Raw genomic sequence first — 20,366 nt, forward strand, 5'->3', positions numbered from 1 at the left:
GTCGCCGGCCGGTGTCAATTGTGCGGCACCGGCCGACGGAACCCCCCAAGTACGGCAGTCACAAGCAGTACGGCAGAGAAGAAACTCACTGCAATAGGGGAAGCCATGACAGCGACGACCGACGGCACCGGGGCCTTGCCGCCCCGCGCAGCCGAGGCCGGCCAGAGCACAACCGTTTTGCCTGCGAACGCGGCGGCCACCGGGTCGCCGAAGACGTACGAAGCCGCGCGGCGGGCCGCCACCCGCTCCGCGGAGCACCTGCTGTCCCGCCAGGACCCCCAGGGCTGGTGGAAGGGCGACCTGGAGACCAACGTCACCATGGACGCCGAGGACCTGCTGCTCCGCCGCTTCCTGGGCATCCAGGACGAGCGCACCACCGCGGCCGCCGCCCGCTGGATCCGCTCCCAGCAGCGCCCCGACGGCACCTGGGCCACCTTCCACGGTGGCCCCGCCGAACTCTCCGCCACCATCGAGGCCTATGTCGCCCTGCGGCTCGCCGGGGACGCCCCCGACGCCACCCACATGGCCGCCGCCTCCGCCTGGATCCGCGAGCAGGGCGGCATCGCCGCCGCCCGCGTCTTCACCCGCATCTGGCTGGCGCTCTTCGGCTGGTGGCGCTGGGAGGACCTGCCCGAACTCCCCCCGGAACTCATCTACCTGCCGAAGAGGTTCCCGCTCAACATCTACGCCTTCGGCTGCTGGGCCCGGCAGACCATCGTGCCGCTGACCATCGTCTCCGCGCTGCGCCCCGTACGCCCGGCGCCCTTCGCCCTCGACGAGCTGCACACCGACCCGCGCCGGCCCGCCCCGCCGCGCCCGCTCGCCCCGCTCACCGGCTGGGACGGCCTCTTCCAGCGCCTGGACAAGGCGCTGCACGCCTACCACCGCTTCCCGATCCGCCCCCTGCGCCGGGCCGCCCTGGCCTCCGCGGCGCGCTGGATCATCGAGCGGCAGGAGAACGACGGCTGCTGGGGAGGGATCCAGCCGCCCGCCGTCTACTCCGTCATCGCCCTCCACCTCCTCGGCTACGACCTGGAGCACCCGGTGCTGCGCGCCGGACTTCAGTCGCTGGACCGTTTCGCCGTGTGGCGCGAGGACGGCCCGGACGGTGCCCCGGTCCGGATGATCGAGGCATGCCAGTCCCCGGTGTGGGACACCTGCCTGGCCACCGTCGCGCTCGCCGACGCGGGCGTGAGCCCCGACCACCCGGCGCTCGTCAAGGCCGCCGACTGGATGCTGGACGAGCAGATCCTGCGCCCCGGCGACTGGACGGTACGACGTCCCGAACTGCCCCCGGGCGGGTGGGCGTTCGAGTTCCACAACGACAACTACCCCGACATCGACGACACCGCCGAGGTCGTCCTCGCGCTCAAGCGCGTCAGGCACCCCGACCCCCGGCGGGTCGAGGAGGCCGTCCGCCGGGCCGCGCGCTGGACCGCGGGGATGCAGTCGAGGAACGGCGCGTGGGGCGCCTTCGACGCCGACAACACCAGCCCGTTCCCCAACCGGCTGCCGTTCTGCGACTTCGGCGAGGTCATCGACCCGCCGTCCGCCGACGTCACCGCGCACGTCGTCGAGATGCTGGCGGCCCTCGGCAAGCAGCACCACCCGCGCACCCGGCGCGGCATCGAGTGGCTGCTGGCCGAACAGGAGGAGAACGGCGCCTGGTTCGGCCGCTGGGGGGTCAACTACGTCTACGGCACCGGTTCGGTGGTCCCGGCCCTGGTGGCCGCCGGACTGCCCCCCGCCCACCCGGCGATCCGCCGGGCCGTGGCCTGGCTGCGTGAGGTGCAGAACGGCGACGGCGGCTGGGGCGAGGACCTGCGCTCGTACCGGGACCCCGAGTGGATCGGGCGCGGCGCCTCCACCGCGTCACAGACCGCCTGGGCGCTGCTGGCCCTGCTGGCGGCGGGGGAGCGGGACAGCGAGGCCGTCGAGCGGGGCGTGCACTGGCTGGCGGAGACCCAGCGCGAGGACGGCTCCTGGGACGAGCCGCACTTCACCGGCACCGGCTTCCCCTGGGACTTCTCCATCAACTACCACCTCTACCGCCAGGTCTTCCCGCTCACCGCCCTCGGCCGGTACGTGCACGGCGCCCCCTTCGCCCCCGAACGGCTGGAGGTGTGATGACACGCGGCACGGGCACCGCCGCCCCCGCACCGCTGCTGGTCGCCTGCGCGCTCGGCATCGAGCGCCTGGCGCTGCGCGGCGGCCGGGGCGGCGCCGGGCCCGTGACCGTACTGCGCACCGGCATGGGGCCCCAGGCGGCGGAACGGGCGGTGGCCCGGGCCCTGGCCGACGGCACGGTCCGGGCCGACGCGGCCGTCGTCGCCACCGGCTTCTGCGCCGGCCTGGCCCCCGGAATGCACCCCGGCGACCTGGTCGTCGCCGACGAGACACGCGACGCGGCGGGGCGCACCGAGTGCACCGGCGTGGAACTGCTGGCCAAGGAGCTGGCGCACGTCGCGCCCCGGCGCGTCATCCACATCGGTCCGCTGGTGGGATCCGACCATCTCGTGCGCGGCGCGGAACGCGCGGCCCTGCACGCCGCCGGCGCACTGGCCGTGGACATGGAATCGGCGGCGACGCTCCGAAGCGCCGCACAGGCCGGCACACGCCCGGTTGCGGCCGTAAGAGTGGTCGTGGACGCTCCAGAACATGAACTCGTGAGAATCGGGACCTTGCGGGGTGGAATATCGGCGTTCCGCGTGCTCCGCACCGTCCTTCCGGCTTTTTTCGAATGGCACCGTTCTTTGCTGCTCCCCAGGAGGTGAGCTAGATGGCCATGCCGCTCCGTCAGACCATCCGGGTCGGGACCTACCTTTTTGAACAGAAGCTCCGGAAGCGGGAGAAGTTCCCGCTGATCGTCGAACTCGAACCGCTCTTCGCCTGCAACCTCAAGTGCGAGGGCTGCGGCAAGATCCAGCATCCGGCAGGCGTGCTCAAGCAGCGTATGCCCGTTGCCCAGGCGGTCGGCGCGGTGCTGGAGTCCGGTGCGCCGATGGTCTCGATCGCGGGCGGCGAGCCGCTCATGCACCCCCAGATCCATGAGATTGTACGCCAATTGGTGGCCCGGAAGAAGTATGTCTTCCTGTGCACCAATGCCCTGCTCATGCGAAAGAAGATGGAGAAGTTCACGCCTTCCCCGTATTTCGCGTTCGCGGTGCACATCGACGGGCTGCGGGAGCGGCACGACGAGTCCGTTGCGAAGGAAGGGGTATTCGACGAAGCGGTGGAGGCCATCAAGGAGGCCAAACGGCGCGGATTCCGCGTCACCACCAACTCGACGTTCTTCAACACCGACACCCCGCAGACCGTCATCGAGGTGCTCAATTTCCTCAATGACGACCTGCGGGTGGACGAGATGATGATCTCGCCCGCCTACGCCTACGAGAAGGCACCCGACCAGGAGCACTTCCTGGGCGTCGAGCAGACCCGGGAGCTGTTCAAGAAGGCGTTCTCCGGCGGCAACAGGCGCCGCTGGCGGCTCAACCACAGCCCGCTCTTCCTCGACTTCCTCGAGGGCAAGGCGGACTTCCCCTGCACCGCCTGGGCCATCCCCAACTACTCCCTCTTCGGCTGGCAGCGCCCCTGCTACCTGATGAGCGACGGCTACGTCCCCACGTACCGGGAGCTCATCGAGGAGACCGACTGGGAGAAGTACGGGCGCGGCAAGGACCCGCGGTGCGCCAACTGCATGGCCCACTGCGGCTACGAACCCACGGCCGTCCTGGCCACCATGGGCTCCCTGAAGGAGTCGCTGCGCGCGGCCCGCGAGACCGTCTCCGGCAACCGGGGCTGACGGTCGTGGCCGCCACGGAGCCGGTGTCCCTCGGGCTCCCCGCCGTACCCGCCCGGGCCCTGGCGGTGCGTCGCCCCGCGCGGCGCATCCAGGTCGGGTCGGTGCCGGTCGGCGGGGACGCGCCGGTGTCGGTGCAGTCGATGACGACGACGGTCACGGCCGACGTCGGCGCGACGCTGCAGCAGATCGCTGAGCTGACGGCGGCCGGCTGCCAGATCGTCCGGGTGGCGTGCCCGTCGCAGGACGACGCGGCCGCGCTGCCGGTCATCGCCAGGAAGTCCCAGATCCCGGTCGTCGCGGACATCCACTTCCAGCCGAAGTACGTCTTCGCCGCCATCGACGCCGGCTGTGCCGCCGTCCGGGTCAACCCGGGCAACATCCGGCAGTTCGACGACAAGGTCAAGGAGATCGCCAAGGCGGCCTCCGACGCCGGCACCCCGATCCGTATCGGCGTCAACGCCGGCTCGCTGGACCGGCGGCTGCTGGAGAAGTACGGCAAGGCCACCCCCGAGGCGCTCGTGGAGTCCGCCCTGTGGGAGTGCTCGCTCTTCGAGGAGCACGGCTTCCGCGACATCAAGATCTCGGTCAAGCACAACGACCCGGTCGTCATGGTCAACGCCTACCGGCAGCTCGCCGCCCAGTGCGACTATCCGCTGCACCTGGGTGTCACCGAGGCGGGTCCGGCTTTCCAGGGCACCATCAAGTCGGCCGTGGCCTTCGGCGCCCTGCTGTCGGAGGGCATCGGCGACACCATCCGCGTCTCGCTGTCCGCCCCGCCGGTCGAGGAGATCAAGGTCGGCATCCAGATCCTGGAGTCGCTGGGCCTGCGGCAGCGCCGCCTGGAGATCGTCTCCTGCCCTTCCTGCGGCCGGGCGCAAGTGGACGTCTACAAGCTCGCCGACCAGGTGACCGCGGGCCTGGAAGGCATGGAGGTGCCCCTGCGCGTGGCGGTGATGGGCTGTGTCGTCAACGGCCCCGGTGAGGCCCGCGAGGCCGACCTGGGCGTGGCGTCCGGCAACGGCAAGGGCCAGATCTTCGTCAAGGGCGAGGTCATCAGGACCGTCCCCGAGTCCAAGATCGTGGAGACGCTCATCGACGAAGCGATAAAGCTCGCCGAGCAGATGGAGGCGGACGGCGCCCTCTCCGGGCCGCCCGCCGTCACCGTGCTCTGACCGGCGGGGTCCGACAACGGGGCCTGTACGGGCAGGCCGACAAAGGAGGAGGGGGCCGGCGTGTCGTTGCTGGAGAACATCCGCAGTCCGCGCGACCTGAAGGCACTGGACGGCGAGGACCTGACCGACCTCGCCGAGGAGATCCGCCACTTCCTGGTCCACGCCGTGGCCAGGACCGGCGGGCACCTGGGGCCGAACCTCGGCGTGGTGGAGCTGACCATCGCCCTGCACCGCGCCTTCGACTCACCCGCGGACCGCATCCTGTGGGACACCGGCCACCAGTCGTACGTCCACAAAATGCTCACCGGGCGCCAGGACTTCTCCAAGCTGCGCGGCAAGGGCGGCCTGTCCGGCTACCCCTCGCGCGAGGAGTCCGAGCACGACGTCATCGAGAACAGCCACGCCTCCACGGTGCTGGGCTGGGCCGACGGCCTCGCCAAGGCCAACCAGGTGCTCGGGCGCTGGAACCGCCACGTCGTCGCCGTCATCGGCGACGGCGCCCTGACCGGCGGCATGGCCTGGGAGGCGCTGAACAACATCGCCGCCGCCAAGGACCGGCAGCTGATCATCGTCGTCAACGACAACGAGCGCAGCTACGCCCCCACCATCGGCGGCCTCGCCAACCACCTCGCGACCCTGCGCACGACCGACGGCTACGAACGCGCCCTGTCCTGGGGCAAGGACGTCGTCCAGCGCGTGCCGCTCCTCGGCAAGCCGCTGTACGAGTCGCTGCACGGCGCGAAGAAGGGCTTCAAGGACGCCTTCGCCCCGCAGGGCATGTTCGAGGACCTGGGACTGAAGTACCTCGGGCCGATAGACGGCCACGACATCGCCGCCGTCGAATCGGCGCTGCGCCGGGCCAAACGCTTCCACGGGCCCGTCGTCGTGCACTGCCGGACCGAGAAGGGCCGCGGCTACCAGCCTGCCCTGGAGGACGAGGCGGACCGCTTCCACACCGTCGGCGTGATGAACCCGCTGACCTGCGAGCCGCTGTCCACGGCCGGCGGGACGTCGTGGACCTCGGTCTTCGGCGACGAGATGGTCAGGATCGGCGCCGAGCGGCCGGACGTGGTCGCGATCACCGCGGCGATGCTGGACCCCGTGGGCCTGACGAAGTTCGCCGCCGCCTACCCCGAACGCGTCTGGGACGTCGGCATCGCCGAGCAGCACGCCGCCACCTCGGCGGCGGGCCTGGCCACGGGCGGGCTGCACCCGGTCTTCGCGGTGTACGCCACGTTCCTCAACCGCGCCTTCGACCAGGTCCTCATGGACGTGGCCCTGCACAAGTGCGGCGTCACCTTCGTCCTGGACCGGGCCGGTGTCACCGGAACGGACGGCGCCTCGCACAACGGCATGTGGGACATGTCGATCCTCCAGGTCGTCCCCGGCCTGCGCATCGCCGCCCCGCGCGACGCCGACCAGCTCCGCGCCCAGCTGCGCGAGGCCGTCGACGTCGCCGACGCCCCGACCGTCGTGCGCTTCCCGAAGGAGAACGTGGGTGAGGCGGTCCCCGCCCTCGGCCGCGTCGGCGGCATGGACGTCCTCGCCCGCCCGGACGAGGAGGCCGCGGTCACGGACGTCCTGCTCGTCGCGGTCGGGGCCATGGCACCGGTGGCGCTGAACGCCGCCGAGCTGCTCGAGGCGCGCGGCACCACCTGCACCGTGGTGGACCCCCGCTGGGTCAAGCCCGTCGACGAGGCGCTGCCCCCGCTCGCCGCACGGCACCGCCTGGTGGCCGTCATCGAGGACAACAGCCGCACCGGCGGCGTCGGCTGGGCCGTGGCCCAGGCGCTGCGCGACGCCGGCGTGGACCTGCCGGTGCGTACCTTCGGCATCCCCGAGCAGTTCCTCGCGCACGCCAAACGCGCCGAGGTGCTGGCGGACCTGGGGCTCACCCCCGCCGAGATCGCCGGGCGGATCAGCGCGGCGCTGGCCCGCAAGGAGGCCGCCCGGGCCTGTGGGGAAGCCGGACCCGGCCGCAAGGAGGCCGCCCTGGTGGGTAAGGAGAGCGACAACGCATGACGGCCGACGGCACCAAAGGATTCGACCTGGCCTCCCTGCTGGCCGAGCGCGGTGGCGAACGCTACGACCTGCACGCCCGCCACCTCAACCACCAGCTGCCGCGCATGCTGCGCACCATCGGCTTCGACAAGGTCTACGAGCGGGCCGAGGGCGCCTACTTCTGGGACTCCGACGGGCAGGACTACCTCGACATGCTCGCGGGCTTCGGGGTGATGGGGGTGGGCCGCCACCATCCGGTCGTCCGCAAGGCGCTCCACGACGTCCTCGACGCCTCCCTCGCCGACCTGACCCGCTTCGACTGCCCGCCGCTGCCCGGCCTGCTCGCCGAGAAGCTGCTGTCCTACGCACCCCACCTGGACCGGGTCTTCTTCGGCAACAGCGGCACCGAGGCCGTCGAGACGGCGCTGAAGTTCGCCCGGTACGCCACCGGGAAGCCGCGCGTGCTGTACTGCTCCCACGCCTTCCACGGGCTCACGGCCGGCTCGCTGTCCGTCAACGGCGAGGACGGCTTCCGGGACGGCTTCGCCCCGCTGCTGCCGGACACCGCGGTCCCCCTGGGCGACCTGGAGCGGCTGGAGCGGGAGCTGGGCCGCGGCGACGTGGCCGCCCTGGTGATCGAACCGATCCAGGGCAAGGGCGTCCAGCCGGCACCGCCGGGCTATCTGCGGGCGGCACAGGAGCTGTTGCACCGGCACAAGGCGCTGCTCATCGCCGACGAGGTGCAGACCGGCATCGGGCGCACGGGTGACTTCTTCGCCTACCAGCACGAGCACGGGGTCGAGCCCGACCTGGTGTGCGTGGCCAAGGCGCTCTCCGGCGGCTACGTCCCGGTCGGGGCGACGCTCGGCAAGGACTGGATCTTCAAGAAGGTCTACTCCTCCATGGACCGGGTGCTGGTCCACTCCGCCAGCTTCGGCTCCAACGCCCAGGCCATGGCGGCCGGTCTCGCGGTGCTCGCCGTCATGGAGGACGAGCGCATCGTGGCCAACGCCCGTGACACCGGGGAGCTGCTGCGCTCCCGGCTGGCGGCGCTCGTCGGCAAGTACGAGCTGCTGCACGAGGTGCGCGGCCGCGGCCTGATGATCGGCATTGAGTTCGGCAAGCCGAAGTCGCTGGGCCTGCGCAGCCGCTGGGCGATGCTGCAGGCGGCGCGCAAGGGGCTCTTCGCGCAGATGGTGGTGGCGCCGCTGCTGCAGCGGCACCGCATCCTCACCCAGGTCTCCGGGGACCATCTGGAGGTCATCAAGCTCATCCCGCCACTGATCATCGGCGAGCGTGAGGTGGACCGCTTCGTGACGGCCTTCGAGGCGGTCATGGACGACGCCCACGACGGCGGCGCCCTGTTGTGGGACTTCGGCCGAACCTTGGTCAGGCAGGCGGTGGGCGGGCGCTGACGGGGCCTGTGGGGGCTGGGTGGGGTGCCTCGGGCGGCCCCCCCACCCGCGCGGTTCAGTCGGTGAGCAGCAGCTCCCGCAGCCGCTCGCGCGTGCGCGGGTCCACTCCCAGCCCCTCGGCGAGATACCGCTCCGTGGTCCCCCAGGTCTCGGTGATCGCGGCGAACGCGGCGGCCAGATACTCCGCCCGCGCCTCGAACAGCGGCGAGAGCAGCTCGCTCACCTCGGGCGAGCGGTCCGCGTCCGTACCGTCGCCGCGGCGCACCCGGTAGCGGCGGTGCGGTGCGTTCGACTCGAGGTAGTCGGCCTCGACGGCCTCGTGCGGCACCCCGAGCGCCAGCAGCGTCACCGCGATCGACAGCCCCGCCCGGTCCTTGCCGGCGGCGCAGTGCATCAGCGCGGGCACGCTGTCGTCGGCGAGGGTGTGCAGCACCCGGCTGTGCTCGGCGGTGCGGGTGATGATCATCGTGCGGTACGACTCGGACATCCGGTCCGCGGCCCGGCCCTGGCCCAGGACCGAGCGCAGGGTGTCCAGGCCGCCGTCACGGACCATCCGCCAGAACTCGCTGCCGTCGGCGGGGTCGGACAGCGGGATGTTGACGTTCCGTACCCCGGTGAGCTCGACGTCGGGGCCCTCCAGCGCGATGTCGGCGGCGTTGCGGAAGTCGAAGACGGTGTGCAGGCCGAGCGAGCCGAGGAAGGCCGCGTCCGTCTCCGTCGCGTGCGCGAGGTGGCCGCTGCGGAACAGGACGCCGGGCCGTACGTGCCGTCCGTCGGCGGCCGGCAGGCCGCCCAGGTCGCGGAAGTTGCGGATGCCGGCCAGCTCGGGCTCGGTCGACGGGACGTGCGGCGTCTGTGTCACGTGCGCTCCTCGGGTCTCGGCTGCCGTCGCCGATCGTATTCCGGCTGACGCGATTTTGTCGGGGTGGGATACATCACGGCACGTCAACCCCTGGTTACGGTGGCGTAGGTCACTCCGAACGGTGAAAGATGTACTGACGTGGCAGACGATTCGAATTCATTCAGCAAGAGCGCGATCGGGTCGTACGCAGCCGTCGGGGACAGCTTCACCGAGGGCGTCGGCGATCCAGGACCCGACGGCACCTTCATCGGGTGGGCCGACCGACTGGCCGTACTCCTCTCCGACCAGCAGGCGGAGCACTCCTTCACGTACGCCAACCTCGCGGTCCGGGGGCGCCTCCTGGACCAGATCGTCGAGGAGCAGGTGCCGCGGGCCGTGGAGCTCGGCCCGGATCTCGTCACCTTCTGCGCGGGTGGCAATGACATCCTGCGGCCGGGCAGCGACCCGGACGACGTGGCGGAGCGCTACGAGGCGGCCGTGGTCCGGCTCAAGGACTCCGTCGGCACGGTGCTGCTGTGCACCGGATTCGACACCCGCGGCGTACCGGTCCTGCGCCACCTGCGGGGAAAGATCGCGACCTACACCGCCCATGTGCGCTCCATCGCCGACCGTCATGACTGCCCGGTGCTCGACCTGTGGTCGCTGCGCTCGGTGCAGGACCGGCGGGCCTGGAGCGAGGACCGGCTCCACCTCTCGCCTGACGGGCACACCCGCGTGGCGCTGCGCGCCGCCCAGGTCCTGGGCCTTCAGGTGCCGGCCGACCCCGACCAGGAATGGCCGGACGAGGGCCAGCGGTCGCCCGCCGAGGTGCGCCGCGACAACATCAACTGGGCGCGCGAGTACCTGGTGCCGTGGATCGGGCGCCGGCTGCGCGGCGAGTCCTCGGGCGACAACGTCGAGCCCAAGCGGCCGGATCTGTTGCCGCTCTAGGCGCCGCTCCAGGCGCCCGCGGCCGCCATGGCGCGCCGCACACGGGGGTCAGTGGGGGAGCCGCCCGTGCGGCAGGTCGGCCCAGACGACTCGGCCTCTGCCGGTGTCGTCGGGCCGGACCCCCCACGCCTGGGACAGCGCGCCCACCAGCAGCAGTCCGCGCCCGCTCTCCTCGTCCGCACCGCTGCACCGCGCCCTGGGCTCCGTCGGGGTGTGCCCCTGGTCCGCGACCTCTATGCGCAGGGCCACCGCGCTCACCCGCAGCTGACAGCGGACCTTGTCGCTGTCCGTGTGGCGCACGGCATTGGTGAACAGCTCCGACACCACCAACTGGGCGTCGTCGCAGGCCACTTCGTCCATGCCCCACTCCCGCAGCCGCGCGAGAACTCGTTTTCGCGCCTCCGCCACCGAGGCGTTGAGGGCGGGGAAGTGAAAGGCGTCCTGCAGGCGGCCGGCGAGGTAGCTGCCGCAGAACCCGAGCGAGGGTGCGTCATGGGAGGGGAGCACTCCGCAACTATGTGCGATAGAGCTCATCTGTGGCAAGGTTCAACCTGCAAATTACAGAATCGCAAGGACAGTCTGTCCGCTCGACAGACTGCGTGGCACACTGCTGGCATATGACGGCAGTTGGAGGGGGTGGACAGTGGCGGACTCGCGGCCTACGGGCGCCCCGACGGTCCTCAGAGTCGTGCTCGGCAGACGGCTGCAGGACCTGAGGGAGAAGGCCGGGCTCTCCTTCGAGGAGGCGGGCCGCGCCCTGGACGTCACGCACGCCACGATCCGCAGGATGGAGAAGGCCGAGGTCGGGCTGAAGGTCCCGTATGTGGAGAAGCTCCTCCACGTCTACGGCGTTCTCGACCCCGAGGAGATAGCAGGCTTCCTCACCCTCACCCGCGAGGCCAACCGCCCCGGCTGGTGGCACCGGTTCCGCGACGTGCTCCCCGAGTGGTTCAGCGCGTTCGTGAGCCTGGAGGGCGAGGCCAACCTCATCCGCGCCTACGAACCGCACTACATCCCCGGCCTGTTGCAGACCGAGGACTACACCCGCGCCGTACTGCGCGCCGGCATGCCGCACGCCCGCGACGCCGACATCGAGCGCGCCGTCACCGTCCGCCGCCAGCGCCAGGCCCTGCTCACCCGGGACCGGGCGCCCCTGCTGTGGGTGGTGATGGACGAGACGGTCCTGCGCCGGCCCATCGGCGGGCCGGAGGTGATGCGCGCCCAGATCGACCGGCTCATCGAGGCCACGGACCTGCCCAACGTGCGGCTGCAGCTCATGCCGTTCGCCGCCGGGCCGCACCCGGCGATGTACGGCCCCTTCCACATCTTCCGGTTCCCCATCCAGGAGCTGCCGGACATCGCGTACGCCGAAAACCTCGTCGGAGCCTCGTACTTCGACCAGCGCGACGACGTCTCGTCCTTCCTGGAAGCCCTGGACCGGATGTGCGCGCAGGCCGCGCCGGCACACACCACCAAGGCGATCCTGGGTGGCATTCGTAAGGAGATCTGAACCATGGATCTGGACCACATATACAACGGCATGCCCGCGAGCGACCTCGGCACCGAGGGCTGGAGCAAGCCGTGGAGCGGCGGCAACGGCGGCAGCTGCGTCGAGGTCATGCGGCTGGGGGACGGCCGCATCGCCCTGCGCCAGTCCACCGACCCCGGCGGCCCCGCCCTGATCTACACGCACCACGAGATGGAGACCTTCATCCGGGGCGCGAAGGCCGGCGAGGCCGACTTCCTGCTGGCGGGACCGAGCGTGAGCGCCGAATAAGGCCGAGCAGGCGCGAGGGACCGGCCGCAACCGACCGAGCGGCGACATCTGCACGCGTACCGAAGGGGAACACGGCGTGATCGAGCACAGCATGCCCGGCATAGGCGAGGGCGGACAGGGTTTCCCCGTCGAGGAGATCGACACCAGCAGGCCGCACCCGGCCCGCATGTACGACTACTACCTCGACGGCTGGGACAACTACGAGGTCGACCGCGCGGCGGCCGAGCGCGTCATCGAGGTCCACCCCCAGGTGCGGCTGTCCGCCCGCGCCAACCGCGCCTTCCTGCGCCGGGCCGTGCAGGACGCGGTGCGCGGCGGCATCCGCCAGATCCTCGACATCGGCACCGGCATCCCCACCTCGCCCAACACTCATGAGGTGGCACGGGAGATCGCCCCGGACGTCCGTGTCGCCTACGTCGACAACGACCCCATCGTCGCCACCCACGCGGGGGCGAAGCTGACGAACGCGGGCGGCGCCGGGTTCGCCCTCGCCGACGTGCGCCGGCCCGAGACGATCCTCCAGGACCCGGCCGTCCGCGAACTGATCGACTTCGCCGAACCGGTGGCCCTGCTCCTCGTCGCCGTCCTGCACTTCGTCAAGGACGAGGAGGACCCGGCGGGCATCGTCGCCACCCTCGGCGACGCCCTGCCCGCCGGCAGCCGGCTCATCCTCTCCCACGCCACCGGGGAGCCGTACGAGGGCTACGCGGCCGGCCGCACCGACACGGTGGCCAGGGACGGCGTGCTGGACGTCTACAAGAACGCCACCGCCGCCCTCAACCTGCGCGACCGGGCCGCCATCGAGCCGCTCTTCGGCGACTTCGAGCTCCTCGACCCCGGCCTGGTCCGGGTGCCGCTGTGGCGGCCCGACGGACCGGTGCCCGGCCCCGAGGAGCTCAGCAACACCATTTTCTACGGCGGGGTGGGCCGCAAGGGCTGAGCGGACGCCGCGCACCCTCAGGCGCCGGCCCGCTCCGGGATCTCGCAGCGGTCCTTGAAGCCCTGACTGCTCAGCCCCAGCGCCGAGTTCATGCGCGAGCGGAGGTTCTCCACCGCCACCATCGCCGTCAGCTCCACCAGAGCGGCCTCGCCGAGGCATCGGCGCAGCCGCTCCACCAGCTCGTCCTCGACGGCCGGCGGAGTGGCGGTCATCGCCTCCGAGTACTCCAGCACGTCCCGCTCCAGCGGCGTGTAGACCTCGCTGTCCCGCCAGCGCGGCACATCGCGCAGCTTCTCGTGCGACAGGCCGCGGCGCCGGCTCTCCCAGTAGCCGAAGTCCATGCACCACGAGCAGCCGATCGCCGCGGCCGACGCCATGACGGCGAGGTCCTTCAGCCCGGGGTCGAGCTTGTTCCAGCGGGCCACCGACCACTCCAGGCGCGTGTCGGCGATCAGCACCTTGCGGTGGTGCGCCAGCGCCAGCAGCGGGTCGAGGACCTTGCCGTAGGCGCGCCGGCAGTACCACGCGGCGAGGCGCGTCAGGGGGTGAGGGACGGGTCGAGCGTGATGCGGGCCATGGCCGGTGCCTCCGTCGGGAGAGGTGCGGTTGCTTTCGACCGTACGACGGACCGGCCCCGCGAGAATGTGACACCGCTCCGGAAAATCTTTTGAAACCGCAGGTCAGGGCGGGTGTCAGTGGGCTGTCCTAGGGTGGCGGCATGGATGGTGAGCTCTTCCCCCGGCCCCCGGTGGAGATCGCCCCCGGCGCGGTGCACCTGCCCGGCTGGCTGGACGAGGCCGCGCAGCGCCGACTGCTCGAGGACTGCCGCCGGTGGGCCAGGCCCCCCGCCGGCCTGCACACCGTGCGGATGCCGAGCGGCGGGCAGATGTCGGTCCGCTCGGTGGGACTGGGCTGGCATTGGTTCCCCTACGGCTACGCCCGTACCGTCGTCGACGGCGACGGATCGCCGGTCAAGCCGTTCCCGCCCTGGCTCGACGCCCTGGCCCGGGACGCGGTGGCGGCGGCGTACGGGCGGGAGGCCGGCCCGGAGGCGTACGACATCGCCCTGGTCAACTTCTACGACGACGCCGCGAAGATGGGCCTGCACCGCGACAGCGACGAGAAGTCCGACGCGCCGGTCGTCTCGCTCAGCCTCGGCGACAGCTGCGTCTTCCGGTTCGGCAACGTCCACGGCCGGGGCCGTCCCTGGACGGACGTCGAGCTGCGCAGCGGCGACCTCTTCGTCTTCGGCGGCCCCTCGCGGATGGCCTACCACGGCGTCACCCGGACGCTGCCGGGCACCGCCCCCGCGGCCCTGGGGCTGAAGGGACGGTTGAACATCACGTTGCGGGTGAGTGGGCTGTGACCGCCGTGGCCGGATAATGAGGAAGAACCGCTTCCCCCACAGCCGACGGCATGGGGGTGCCCCCGCTGCCCTGGAGGCGCCGTGACCGGCTTCCGCCCGACGTACTCACCGCTCGACTCGCTGCGCCCGGCCGCGTTCGGCGCGGATCCGGCGGGGGAGCGGATGGCGCGTATCCGGCGTTCGCCGAACTTCGCCGACGGCGTGTTCGTCAATCCCGAGGGCGCGCGGCACACGCCCTCCCCGTCCATGCTGGCGTTCCTGCCCACGTACTTCCGCAAGGAGGAGCGCCTGCGCAGGGCCCCCGCCCACGCCGTGCCCGTCCACCCCACCACCGTCGCGGACCTGGCCGTGCCCGCCGCCTCGGGGCTGCGGCTGACCTGGATGGGCCACTCCAGCGTGCTGGCCGAGATCGACGGAGCGCGGGTGCTGTTCGACCCGGTGTGGTCGGAGCGCTGTTCACCGTTCTCCTTCGCGGGCCCCAGGCGGCTGCACCCCGTGCCCGTACCGCTGGCGGAGACCGGGAGCCTGGACGCCGTGGTCATCTCCCACGACCACTACGACCACCTGGACATGGCGACGGTCCGGGCCCTGGCCCGCACCGGCACGGCCTTCGTCGTCCCGCTCGGCGTCGGCGCCCACCTGGAGCACTGGGGCGTGCCGGCGGACCGCGTCACCGAGCTCGACTGGCACGAATCGACCCAGGTCGCCGGCGTCACCCTGACCGCCACCCCGGCCCGGCACTTCTGCGGCCGGGCGCTGCGCAACACCCAGCACACGCTGTGGGCCTCGTGGGTGGTCGCCGGCGAGCGGCACCGGATCTTCCACAGCGGCGACACCGGCTACTTCCCCGGCTTCGCGGACATCGGCGAGCGGTACGGGCCGTTCGACGCCACGATGGTGCAGATCGGTGCGTACAGCGAGTTCTGGCCGGATATCCATATGACGCCCGACGAGGGCATGCGCGCCCACGTCGACCTCCAGGGCGGCGACGCGGCGGCGGGCGTCATGCTGCCGATCCACTGGGGCACGTTCGTCCTCGCCCCGCACCCCTGGGACGAGCCCGCCGAGGGGACGGTCACCGCGGGCCGGCGCGCCGGGGCGCGGGTCGTCGTGCCACGGCCCGGCCAGCCCTTCGAGCCGGGTGCCGGGTTGCCGCTCGAGCTGTGGTGGCGGGCGGTCGCGGCGCGCCCGGCGGGCCGAGGGCCCGTGGTGCCGGCCGACGGTGCCGCGGTGGGCACGGCGGCTGCCGCCGGTGCTCCGGCCGCCGGTGGGGCGGCCGGCGGCGCGAGCGAGGCGGAGCCCATTCTGCGCGCGTAGCCGTGGGGTTGGCGTGGGGGCTGACGTGGGCTGACTGCACATCAGGTCGCATCAGGTCGCACGCATCGAACGTTTGGCGTTTTTACGCACATGCGTGCGTTCCCCTCTTGTCATGCCGACGGAACGGCCGCTTCAATGCCTGACGACGGTTAGGAAAGCTTCCTAACGCATTGCCGGACGATCGGGAACGGAGTTCTGCATGCCCACGCTCACCTCGACGCAGAAGAAGGCGCACATGACGAGGAGGACCACCCGTGTCGTCCTCACCGGGATGGCGGTGGCCCTGCCGCTCTCGCTGGTCCTCGGGGGAGTCGGCCAGGCGGCGGCTCCGTCGAAGCGTGTGGACGCGGGCCTCGCGGTCATGGCCGCCACCGGCCTGGACGACCCGCACAAGAAGGACATCGCCATGCGGGTGGTCTCCAGCGCGGAGAACTCCTCGCTCGACTGGCGCGGGCAGTTCAAGTACATCGAGGACATAGGCGACGGCCGCGGCTACACCGGCGGCATCATCGGCTTCTGCTCGGGCACCGGCGACATGCTCGACCTCGTCGAGCTCTACACCCGGCAGAAGCCCGGCAACCCGCTCGCCAAGTACCTCCCCGCCCTGCGCAAGGTCAACGGCAGCGACTCGCACGCCGGCCTGGGCAAGCCGTTCGAGGACGCCTGGCGCAAGGCAGCCCAGGACAAGACCTTCCAGAACGCCCAGGAATCCGAGCGCGACCGGGTTTACTTCAACCCCTCCGTCAAACAGGCGAAGGAGGACGGCCTGCGCGCGCTCGGCCAGTTCATCTACTACGACGCGATCGTCATGCACGGCCCCGGCAACAGCAAGTACAGCTTCGGCGGCATCCGCAAGACCGCCCTGTCGAAGGCGAAGCCCCCGGCGCAGGGCGGCGACGAGAAGACGTACCTCAACGCCTTCCTCGACGCCCGCAAGAAGGCCATGCAGAGCGAGAAGGCCCACGAGGACACCAGCCGCGTCGACACCGCGCAGCGCGTGTTCCTCAAGGAGGGCAACTTCGACTTCGTGCCCCCGCTGAAGTGGAAGGTCTACGGCGAGTCCTTCCAGATCAACGAGTAGACCCTCGCGATCGACGAGCGGAGCCCCGCACGAGCAGCCCTTCGAGCGCCGGGCGTGCCCGGCCCGGCGAGCGGACCTCCCGCCCGCCGGCCTCCTCCGCGGAAGCCGGCGGGCGCGACCGTGCCCCTCGTCGCGTCAGTGCCCCATGTCGCAGCAGGAGTCGCGGCGCAGCTGCCGCCCGACGGCCGGCCAGTCCTCGTGCTCACGCCCATGGCGCACCGCCGGCTTCCCCGCGCGCCGGTAGGAGCCGACGAGATCGCTCTGCCGGTGCGGCACGCCGCCGCGCAGCACCGATGTCGTCCGTACGAGCGTGTCGAAGTCGGTGAAGGGGTCGCCGTCGATGATCGTGGCGTCGGCGAGTTTGCCCACCTCCAGCGTGCCCAGGTCCCGCTCCGCGCCGAACACCCGCGCGGGCAGCACGGTCGCGGTGCGCAGTGCCTGCGCGGCCGACAGCCCGTACCAGTGCAGGGCCCGCAGCCCCAGGTGCAGGGAGAGGCCGACCGGCACCAGCGGGGCGTCCGTGCCGAGGGCGACGAGTCCGCCGCCCGCCAGCACCCGCCGGTAGACCTCCAGCTCGCGCCGGAGCGTGGCCAGCTGGGCGGCGGTGGGCGCCTTGGCGGCCGTCTGCTGGACGAGCGTGACGTCCCACGGCGGCATCAGTTCGGTCACGCGGGGGTCCTTGGCGAGGGACGGGTCGTAGCCCGCCAGCGGCACCGAGGTGAAGGGCGTGGCGATCAGATGGAAGTCGGTCGCCGTGTAGATCTCGGTCAGATCCTGGTACGACCGTCCCGTCGCCGTCGTGGCGTGCCCGAACTCCAGCCGCTGCGTGGCCTGGAGATGCGTTGTCAGGTCCTGTCCCAGCTGAACGCCCGGCGAGCACAGATGACTTCCCGAGCGCACCCCGAGCCGCTCGTGCGCGAAGCGGGCCGCCTCCTCCATCACCCAGCCCGGCGCGCGCACGTAGGTCTTCACGAAGTCCCAGTCCAGGGCCTCGGCACGGCTCAGCGACCGGCGCAACCCCTCCCGCGTGCGGTGCGCGCGCCCCATGCTGTAGGCCACGCGCGACCCGTCGAGCAGTTCCCCGGTGCTCAGCAGCCGCGGCCCCGCCAGCGCGCCGGCCGCCACGGCCTCGCGGACGCGGGCCTGCTCGTAGGCGCCCCCGCCGAAGGAGACCGCCGTCGTGATGCCGTACGCCAGTTGCAGCGCCGTCTGCCGGCCGCCGTAGGTGCCCTGCCACGGATGCGTGTGGGCGTCCCACAGGCCCGGGATCACCGTCTGCTGCGAGGCGTCGACCATGTGCCGGGCCGCCCGGCGCGCACGGTGCCGCTCGACGGCGGCGACGCGGCCGTCCCGCACCACGATGTCGACGTCCTCGCGCACGGCCGTGCCCGTGCCGTCCCAGAACCGGCCGGCGCGCACGACGGTGTCGGCGGGGGCCGGACGCCGGTAGTCGAGCGCGACCGGGACCGTGCGGGCGCTGCCGCTCGCCGTGTCCAGCAGCCGCAGCCGCCCTGCGGACAGATAGAGGATCGTGCGCCCGTCTGCGGAGAAGGACGGGCTGTCGGCGGCCTCGTCCGTCAGCCGGCGCGGCTCGCCGTCGGGCGTCCCGTCGGCCCGTACGGGCACCAGCCACAGCGCGGACTCGCTGATCACGGCCATGGAGCGGCCGTCCGGTGACCAGACCGGGCCCGCGTCGAAGCGGTCGGAGATGGAGGCGTGCGGCGCGATGGCGTGCAGGCGCGGGGTGCCGCCCCGCGTGGTGTCGACCACGCGGATGAGGTTGTAGCCCTCACGGAATCGCTGGTTGAGGCGGTTGCGGTCACAGAAGGCGACGAAGCGCCCGTCCGGCGACCAGCTGGGTCTTCCCGGCAGCCCGCCACCGCCCAGCGGTGCCGCCAGCACCCGGTCCTCGCCGGCCACCAGGTCGCGTACGAGGAGGTTCCCGGACAGGTCCAGGCACGCCAGCCGCGTGCCGTCCGGCGACAGCGCGGGCTGCACGCGGCCCCCGTTCGCCAGCACGCTCTCCTCGCCGGAGGCCAGCTCGTGGCGGCGGACCGCGAACAGCCCGTCGCGGTCGTCGGCGTAGAGCAGCGCCTTGCCGTCCGGCGACCAGGAGGGCGAGAGGAGGAACCGGGTGGGGTCGGCCCGCACCACCTGCCGGGGCGCCCGGCCGCCGGAGACGTTCGCGACCCAGAGGGAGTTGAGCGCGGCGAAGGCCACCTGGCGGGCGTCCGGGGAGAGCGCGGGCAGATGCACGGCACGCACGCGCCGCGCGCCGCCGCCCGCGGCGAAGTCGTACCGCTTGACCTCATAGCGCGGCCGGTCCACCGGCAGCTTCGCCGTGAAGGGGATCGTGGCCGAGGGCACGGTGCGGGCACCGGCGGGCGGGGTGGGCGCGGGTGCCGCCGAGGGGTGCGGCAGGGAGTCGGCGGTCGGGGCCTCCGGGACCTTCGCCGCCTCCGGCCGGATGATCCGGAACTGGCCGCTCACCGTCAGCAGCAGTTCCTCGCGGGAGACCCACCGCGGGGGCACGGGCGCCACGTCCCCGTCGACGGCGACCACGCCGCCGTCCACGACGAGGGTGCAGGTGGCGTCGGGCGCGGCCGTCGTCCGCAGATAGGCCAGCCGCCCGCCCGGCGAGACGGCGGGCGTCATGACCTGCGCCGCCGCGCTCTCGGTGTGCTCGCTCCGCACCGGCCCCCGCCCGTCGGCCGGCACGGAGGCGACCGTGCGGGCCTCCAGCGCCGTCCCCACCACACGCCCCCGCACGAACCACAGCCGGTCACCGTCCGGTGACCAGACGGGGTCGAAGTCCTCCCAGGCCCCGTCCTGCCCCGGCCCCTCCTGCCCGGAGACCCCGGTGACCTGCGTCAGCCCACCCGTCCGCACGTCCACCACCCACACCCGGTACGGACTGCCCTTCACCGGATCGCCCCCGCGCTCGGAGGCGAAGGCGATCCGCGTCCCGTCCGGCGACCACGCGGGCCCCCGGTCGTCCCACGGCCCGTCCGTCACCTGCCGCAGCCCCGACCCATCAGTCCGCAATATCCAGATATGAAACCCCCCACCCCGGTACGCACACACCGCGAGCCACTTGCCGTCGGGCGAGTGCACGGGCCGCGTGGGCTCCAGATCCGCCGGCGTGATCGCCACGGCGTCCCCGCCCTCGCGCGGGACGGACCACAGAACGTTCTGTACCTCGGCGATCAACCGGTCACCGGCCGGAGAGAGGGAGGCGGCACCGTCGGTGGCCCCGGTGAAGGAAAGGACGGTACGCCCCGACGCCGCCGCCGGGTCCGCCGTCGCGTCCACGGGCAGAGCCACGGCGGCCCCGGCCGCGCCGGCCGTACCGGCCACGGCGGCGGTCCCGGCCGCCGCCGTCTGCAGAAATCTGCGCCGGGAGATGCTGGTGTTCAACTGTCCTCCTGGGTCAAGGGAGTTACGCGAGGCGGCAGCTAAAATCCAAAAGGCGATCGTTGCACGTCACACACGGGATAGGTCAACACCCCACCAACCACCAAAAACAGGTGGATGTCGGAACGGAGGCACCGGCGCGAGGGGGCGGCCAGGGGTGCGCGCGTCATCCGAACGGGGCATGGGGTACGGGACCTGGCGCCGACGCGACGTCGGGGTGTGGTCACTGTGCGTGAGGGGCCGCGGTGCCCCGTTCCCTGGCTCCGCACGGCGGAAAGCCGTGCGCGAC

Annotated in this window: 17 protein-coding genes; 13 read left to right on the forward strand and 4 right to left on the reverse strand. The window is 72.0% G+C overall.

Features of this window, described 5'->3' with window-relative positions; all coding sequences use genetic code 11:
* The first annotated feature begins 105 nt into the window (after positions 1-105).
* The 6 genes from shc to ABZ956_RS28730 are packed head-to-tail and all read left to right on the forward strand — an operon-like array spanning position 106 to position 8,390.
* Entirely contained in the window at positions 106-2,127 is a 2,022-nt protein-coding gene (gene shc, locus ABZ956_RS28705) for a squalene--hopene cyclase (RefSeq protein WP_361899777.1), read from the forward strand.
* Positions 2,127-2,774 carry a 1-hydroxy-2-methyl-2-butenyl 4-diphosphate reductase gene (locus ABZ956_RS28710; protein WP_361899779.1) on the forward strand — a complete coding sequence of 216 codons (648 nt, stop codon included), beginning with the start codon at positions 2,127-2,129 and terminating at the stop codon, positions 2,772-2,774. The genes shc and ABZ956_RS28710 overlap by 1 nt, the downstream gene beginning before the upstream one ends.
* Before the next feature lie 5 nt (positions 2,775-2,779).
* Positions 2,780-3,802 (forward strand): adenosyl-hopene transferase HpnH, encoded by a 1,023-nt coding sequence (gene hpnH, locus ABZ956_RS28715; protein WP_361899782.1) that lies wholly within the window; start codon positions 2,780-2,782, stop codon positions 3,800-3,802.
* 5 nt (positions 3,803-3,807) lie between these two features.
* Complete coding sequence (gene ispG / locus ABZ956_RS28720) at positions 3,808-4,974, forward strand: flavodoxin-dependent (E)-4-hydroxy-3-methylbut-2-enyl-diphosphate synthase (RefSeq protein ID WP_361899785.1); 1,167 nt, start codon at positions 3,808-3,810, stop codon at positions 4,972-4,974.
* A gap of 60 nt (positions 4,975-5,034) precedes the next feature.
* Complete coding sequence (gene dxs, locus ABZ956_RS28725; RefSeq protein WP_361899787.1) at positions 5,035-6,996, forward strand: 1-deoxy-D-xylulose-5-phosphate synthase; 1,962 nt, start codon at positions 5,035-5,037, stop codon at positions 6,994-6,996.
* Positions 6,993-8,390: an aspartate aminotransferase family protein gene (locus ABZ956_RS28730; RefSeq protein WP_361899789.1), complete on the forward strand. Its 1,398-nt coding sequence runs from the start codon at positions 6,993-6,995 to the stop codon at positions 8,388-8,390. The genes dxs and ABZ956_RS28730 overlap by 4 nt, the downstream gene beginning before the upstream one ends.
* 55 nt (positions 8,391-8,445) lie before the next feature.
* Here the strand turns inward: ABZ956_RS28730 and ABZ956_RS28735 are convergent, their stop codons facing one another.
* Positions 8,446-9,252 (reverse strand): tyrosine-protein phosphatase, encoded by an 807-nt coding sequence (locus ABZ956_RS28735; RefSeq protein ID WP_361899791.1) that lies wholly within the window; start codon positions 9,250-9,252, stop codon positions 8,446-8,448.
* 138 nt (positions 9,253-9,390) lie between these two features.
* Between ABZ956_RS28735 and ABZ956_RS28740 the strand changes: the two genes are divergently transcribed.
* A complete protein-coding gene (locus ABZ956_RS28740) occupies positions 9,391-10,182 on the forward strand; it encodes an SGNH/GDSL hydrolase family protein (protein ID WP_361899794.1) in 792 nt (263 codons plus the stop codon).
* Between the two features lie 48 nt (positions 10,183-10,230).
* On the opposite strand, the gene ABZ956_RS28745 is transcribed toward ABZ956_RS28740, so the two are convergent.
* A complete protein-coding gene (locus ABZ956_RS28745) occupies positions 10,231-10,689 on the reverse strand; it encodes an ATP-binding protein (RefSeq protein WP_361899797.1) in 459 nt (152 codons plus the stop codon).
* Between the two features lie 136 nt (positions 10,690-10,825).
* Here ABZ956_RS28745 and ABZ956_RS28750 point away from each other — a divergent pair, with 136 nt between their 5' ends.
* From ABZ956_RS28750 to ABZ956_RS28760, 3 genes are all read left to right on the forward strand, one after another.
* A complete protein-coding gene (locus tag ABZ956_RS28750; RefSeq protein ID WP_361899799.1) occupies positions 10,826-11,692 on the forward strand; it encodes a helix-turn-helix transcriptional regulator in 867 nt (288 codons plus the stop codon).
* A gap of 3 nt (positions 11,693-11,695) precedes the next feature.
* Positions 11,696-11,959, forward strand: coding sequence for a DUF397 domain-containing protein (locus ABZ956_RS28755; protein WP_361899802.1), 264 nt, complete (start codon positions 11,696-11,698; stop codon positions 11,957-11,959).
* Positions 11,960-12,050: 91 nt separating this feature from the next.
* The gene (locus ABZ956_RS28760) at positions 12,051-12,899 is read left to right on the forward strand and encodes an SAM-dependent methyltransferase (protein ID WP_361899874.1); all 849 of its coding nucleotides are present in this window, start codon (positions 12,051-12,053) and stop codon (positions 12,897-12,899) included.
* Positions 12,900-12,916: 17 nt separating this feature from the next.
* Here ABZ956_RS28760 and ABZ956_RS28765 read toward each other — a convergent pair whose 3' ends face one another.
* Positions 12,917-13,357, reverse strand: coding sequence for a carboxymuconolactone decarboxylase family protein (locus ABZ956_RS28765; protein WP_361899804.1), 441 nt, complete (start codon positions 13,355-13,357; stop codon positions 12,917-12,919).
* 260 nt (positions 13,358-13,617) lie between these two features.
* Between ABZ956_RS28765 and ABZ956_RS28770 the strand changes: the two genes are divergently transcribed.
* From ABZ956_RS28770 to ABZ956_RS28780, 3 genes are all read left to right on the forward strand, one after another.
* Positions 13,618-14,265 (forward strand): alpha-ketoglutarate-dependent dioxygenase AlkB, encoded by a 648-nt coding sequence (locus tag ABZ956_RS28770; RefSeq protein WP_361899807.1) that lies wholly within the window; start codon positions 13,618-13,620, stop codon positions 14,263-14,265.
* 81 nt (positions 14,266-14,346) lie between these two features.
* A complete protein-coding gene (locus tag ABZ956_RS28775; protein ID WP_361899810.1) occupies positions 14,347-15,582 on the forward strand; it encodes an MBL fold metallo-hydrolase in 1,236 nt (411 codons plus the stop codon).
* Between the two features lie 199 nt (positions 15,583-15,781).
* On the forward strand, positions 15,782-16,663 hold the full coding sequence (locus ABZ956_RS28780; RefSeq protein WP_361899813.1) for a chitosanase: 882 nt from the start codon (positions 15,782-15,784) through the stop codon (positions 16,661-16,663).
* 135 nt (positions 16,664-16,798) lie between these two features.
* Here ABZ956_RS28780 and ABZ956_RS28785 read toward each other — a convergent pair whose 3' ends face one another.
* Positions 16,799-20,080 carry an amidohydrolase family protein gene (locus ABZ956_RS28785; RefSeq protein ID WP_361899816.1) on the reverse strand — a complete coding sequence of 1,094 codons (3,282 nt, stop codon included), beginning with the start codon at positions 20,078-20,080 and terminating at the stop codon, positions 16,799-16,801.
* Positions 20,081-20,366: the final 286 nt, after the last annotated feature.

Source organism: Streptomyces sp. NPDC046261 (assembly GCF_040646235.1).
Classification (GTDB): Bacteria; Actinomycetota; Actinomycetes; order Streptomycetales; family Streptomycetaceae; genus Streptomyces.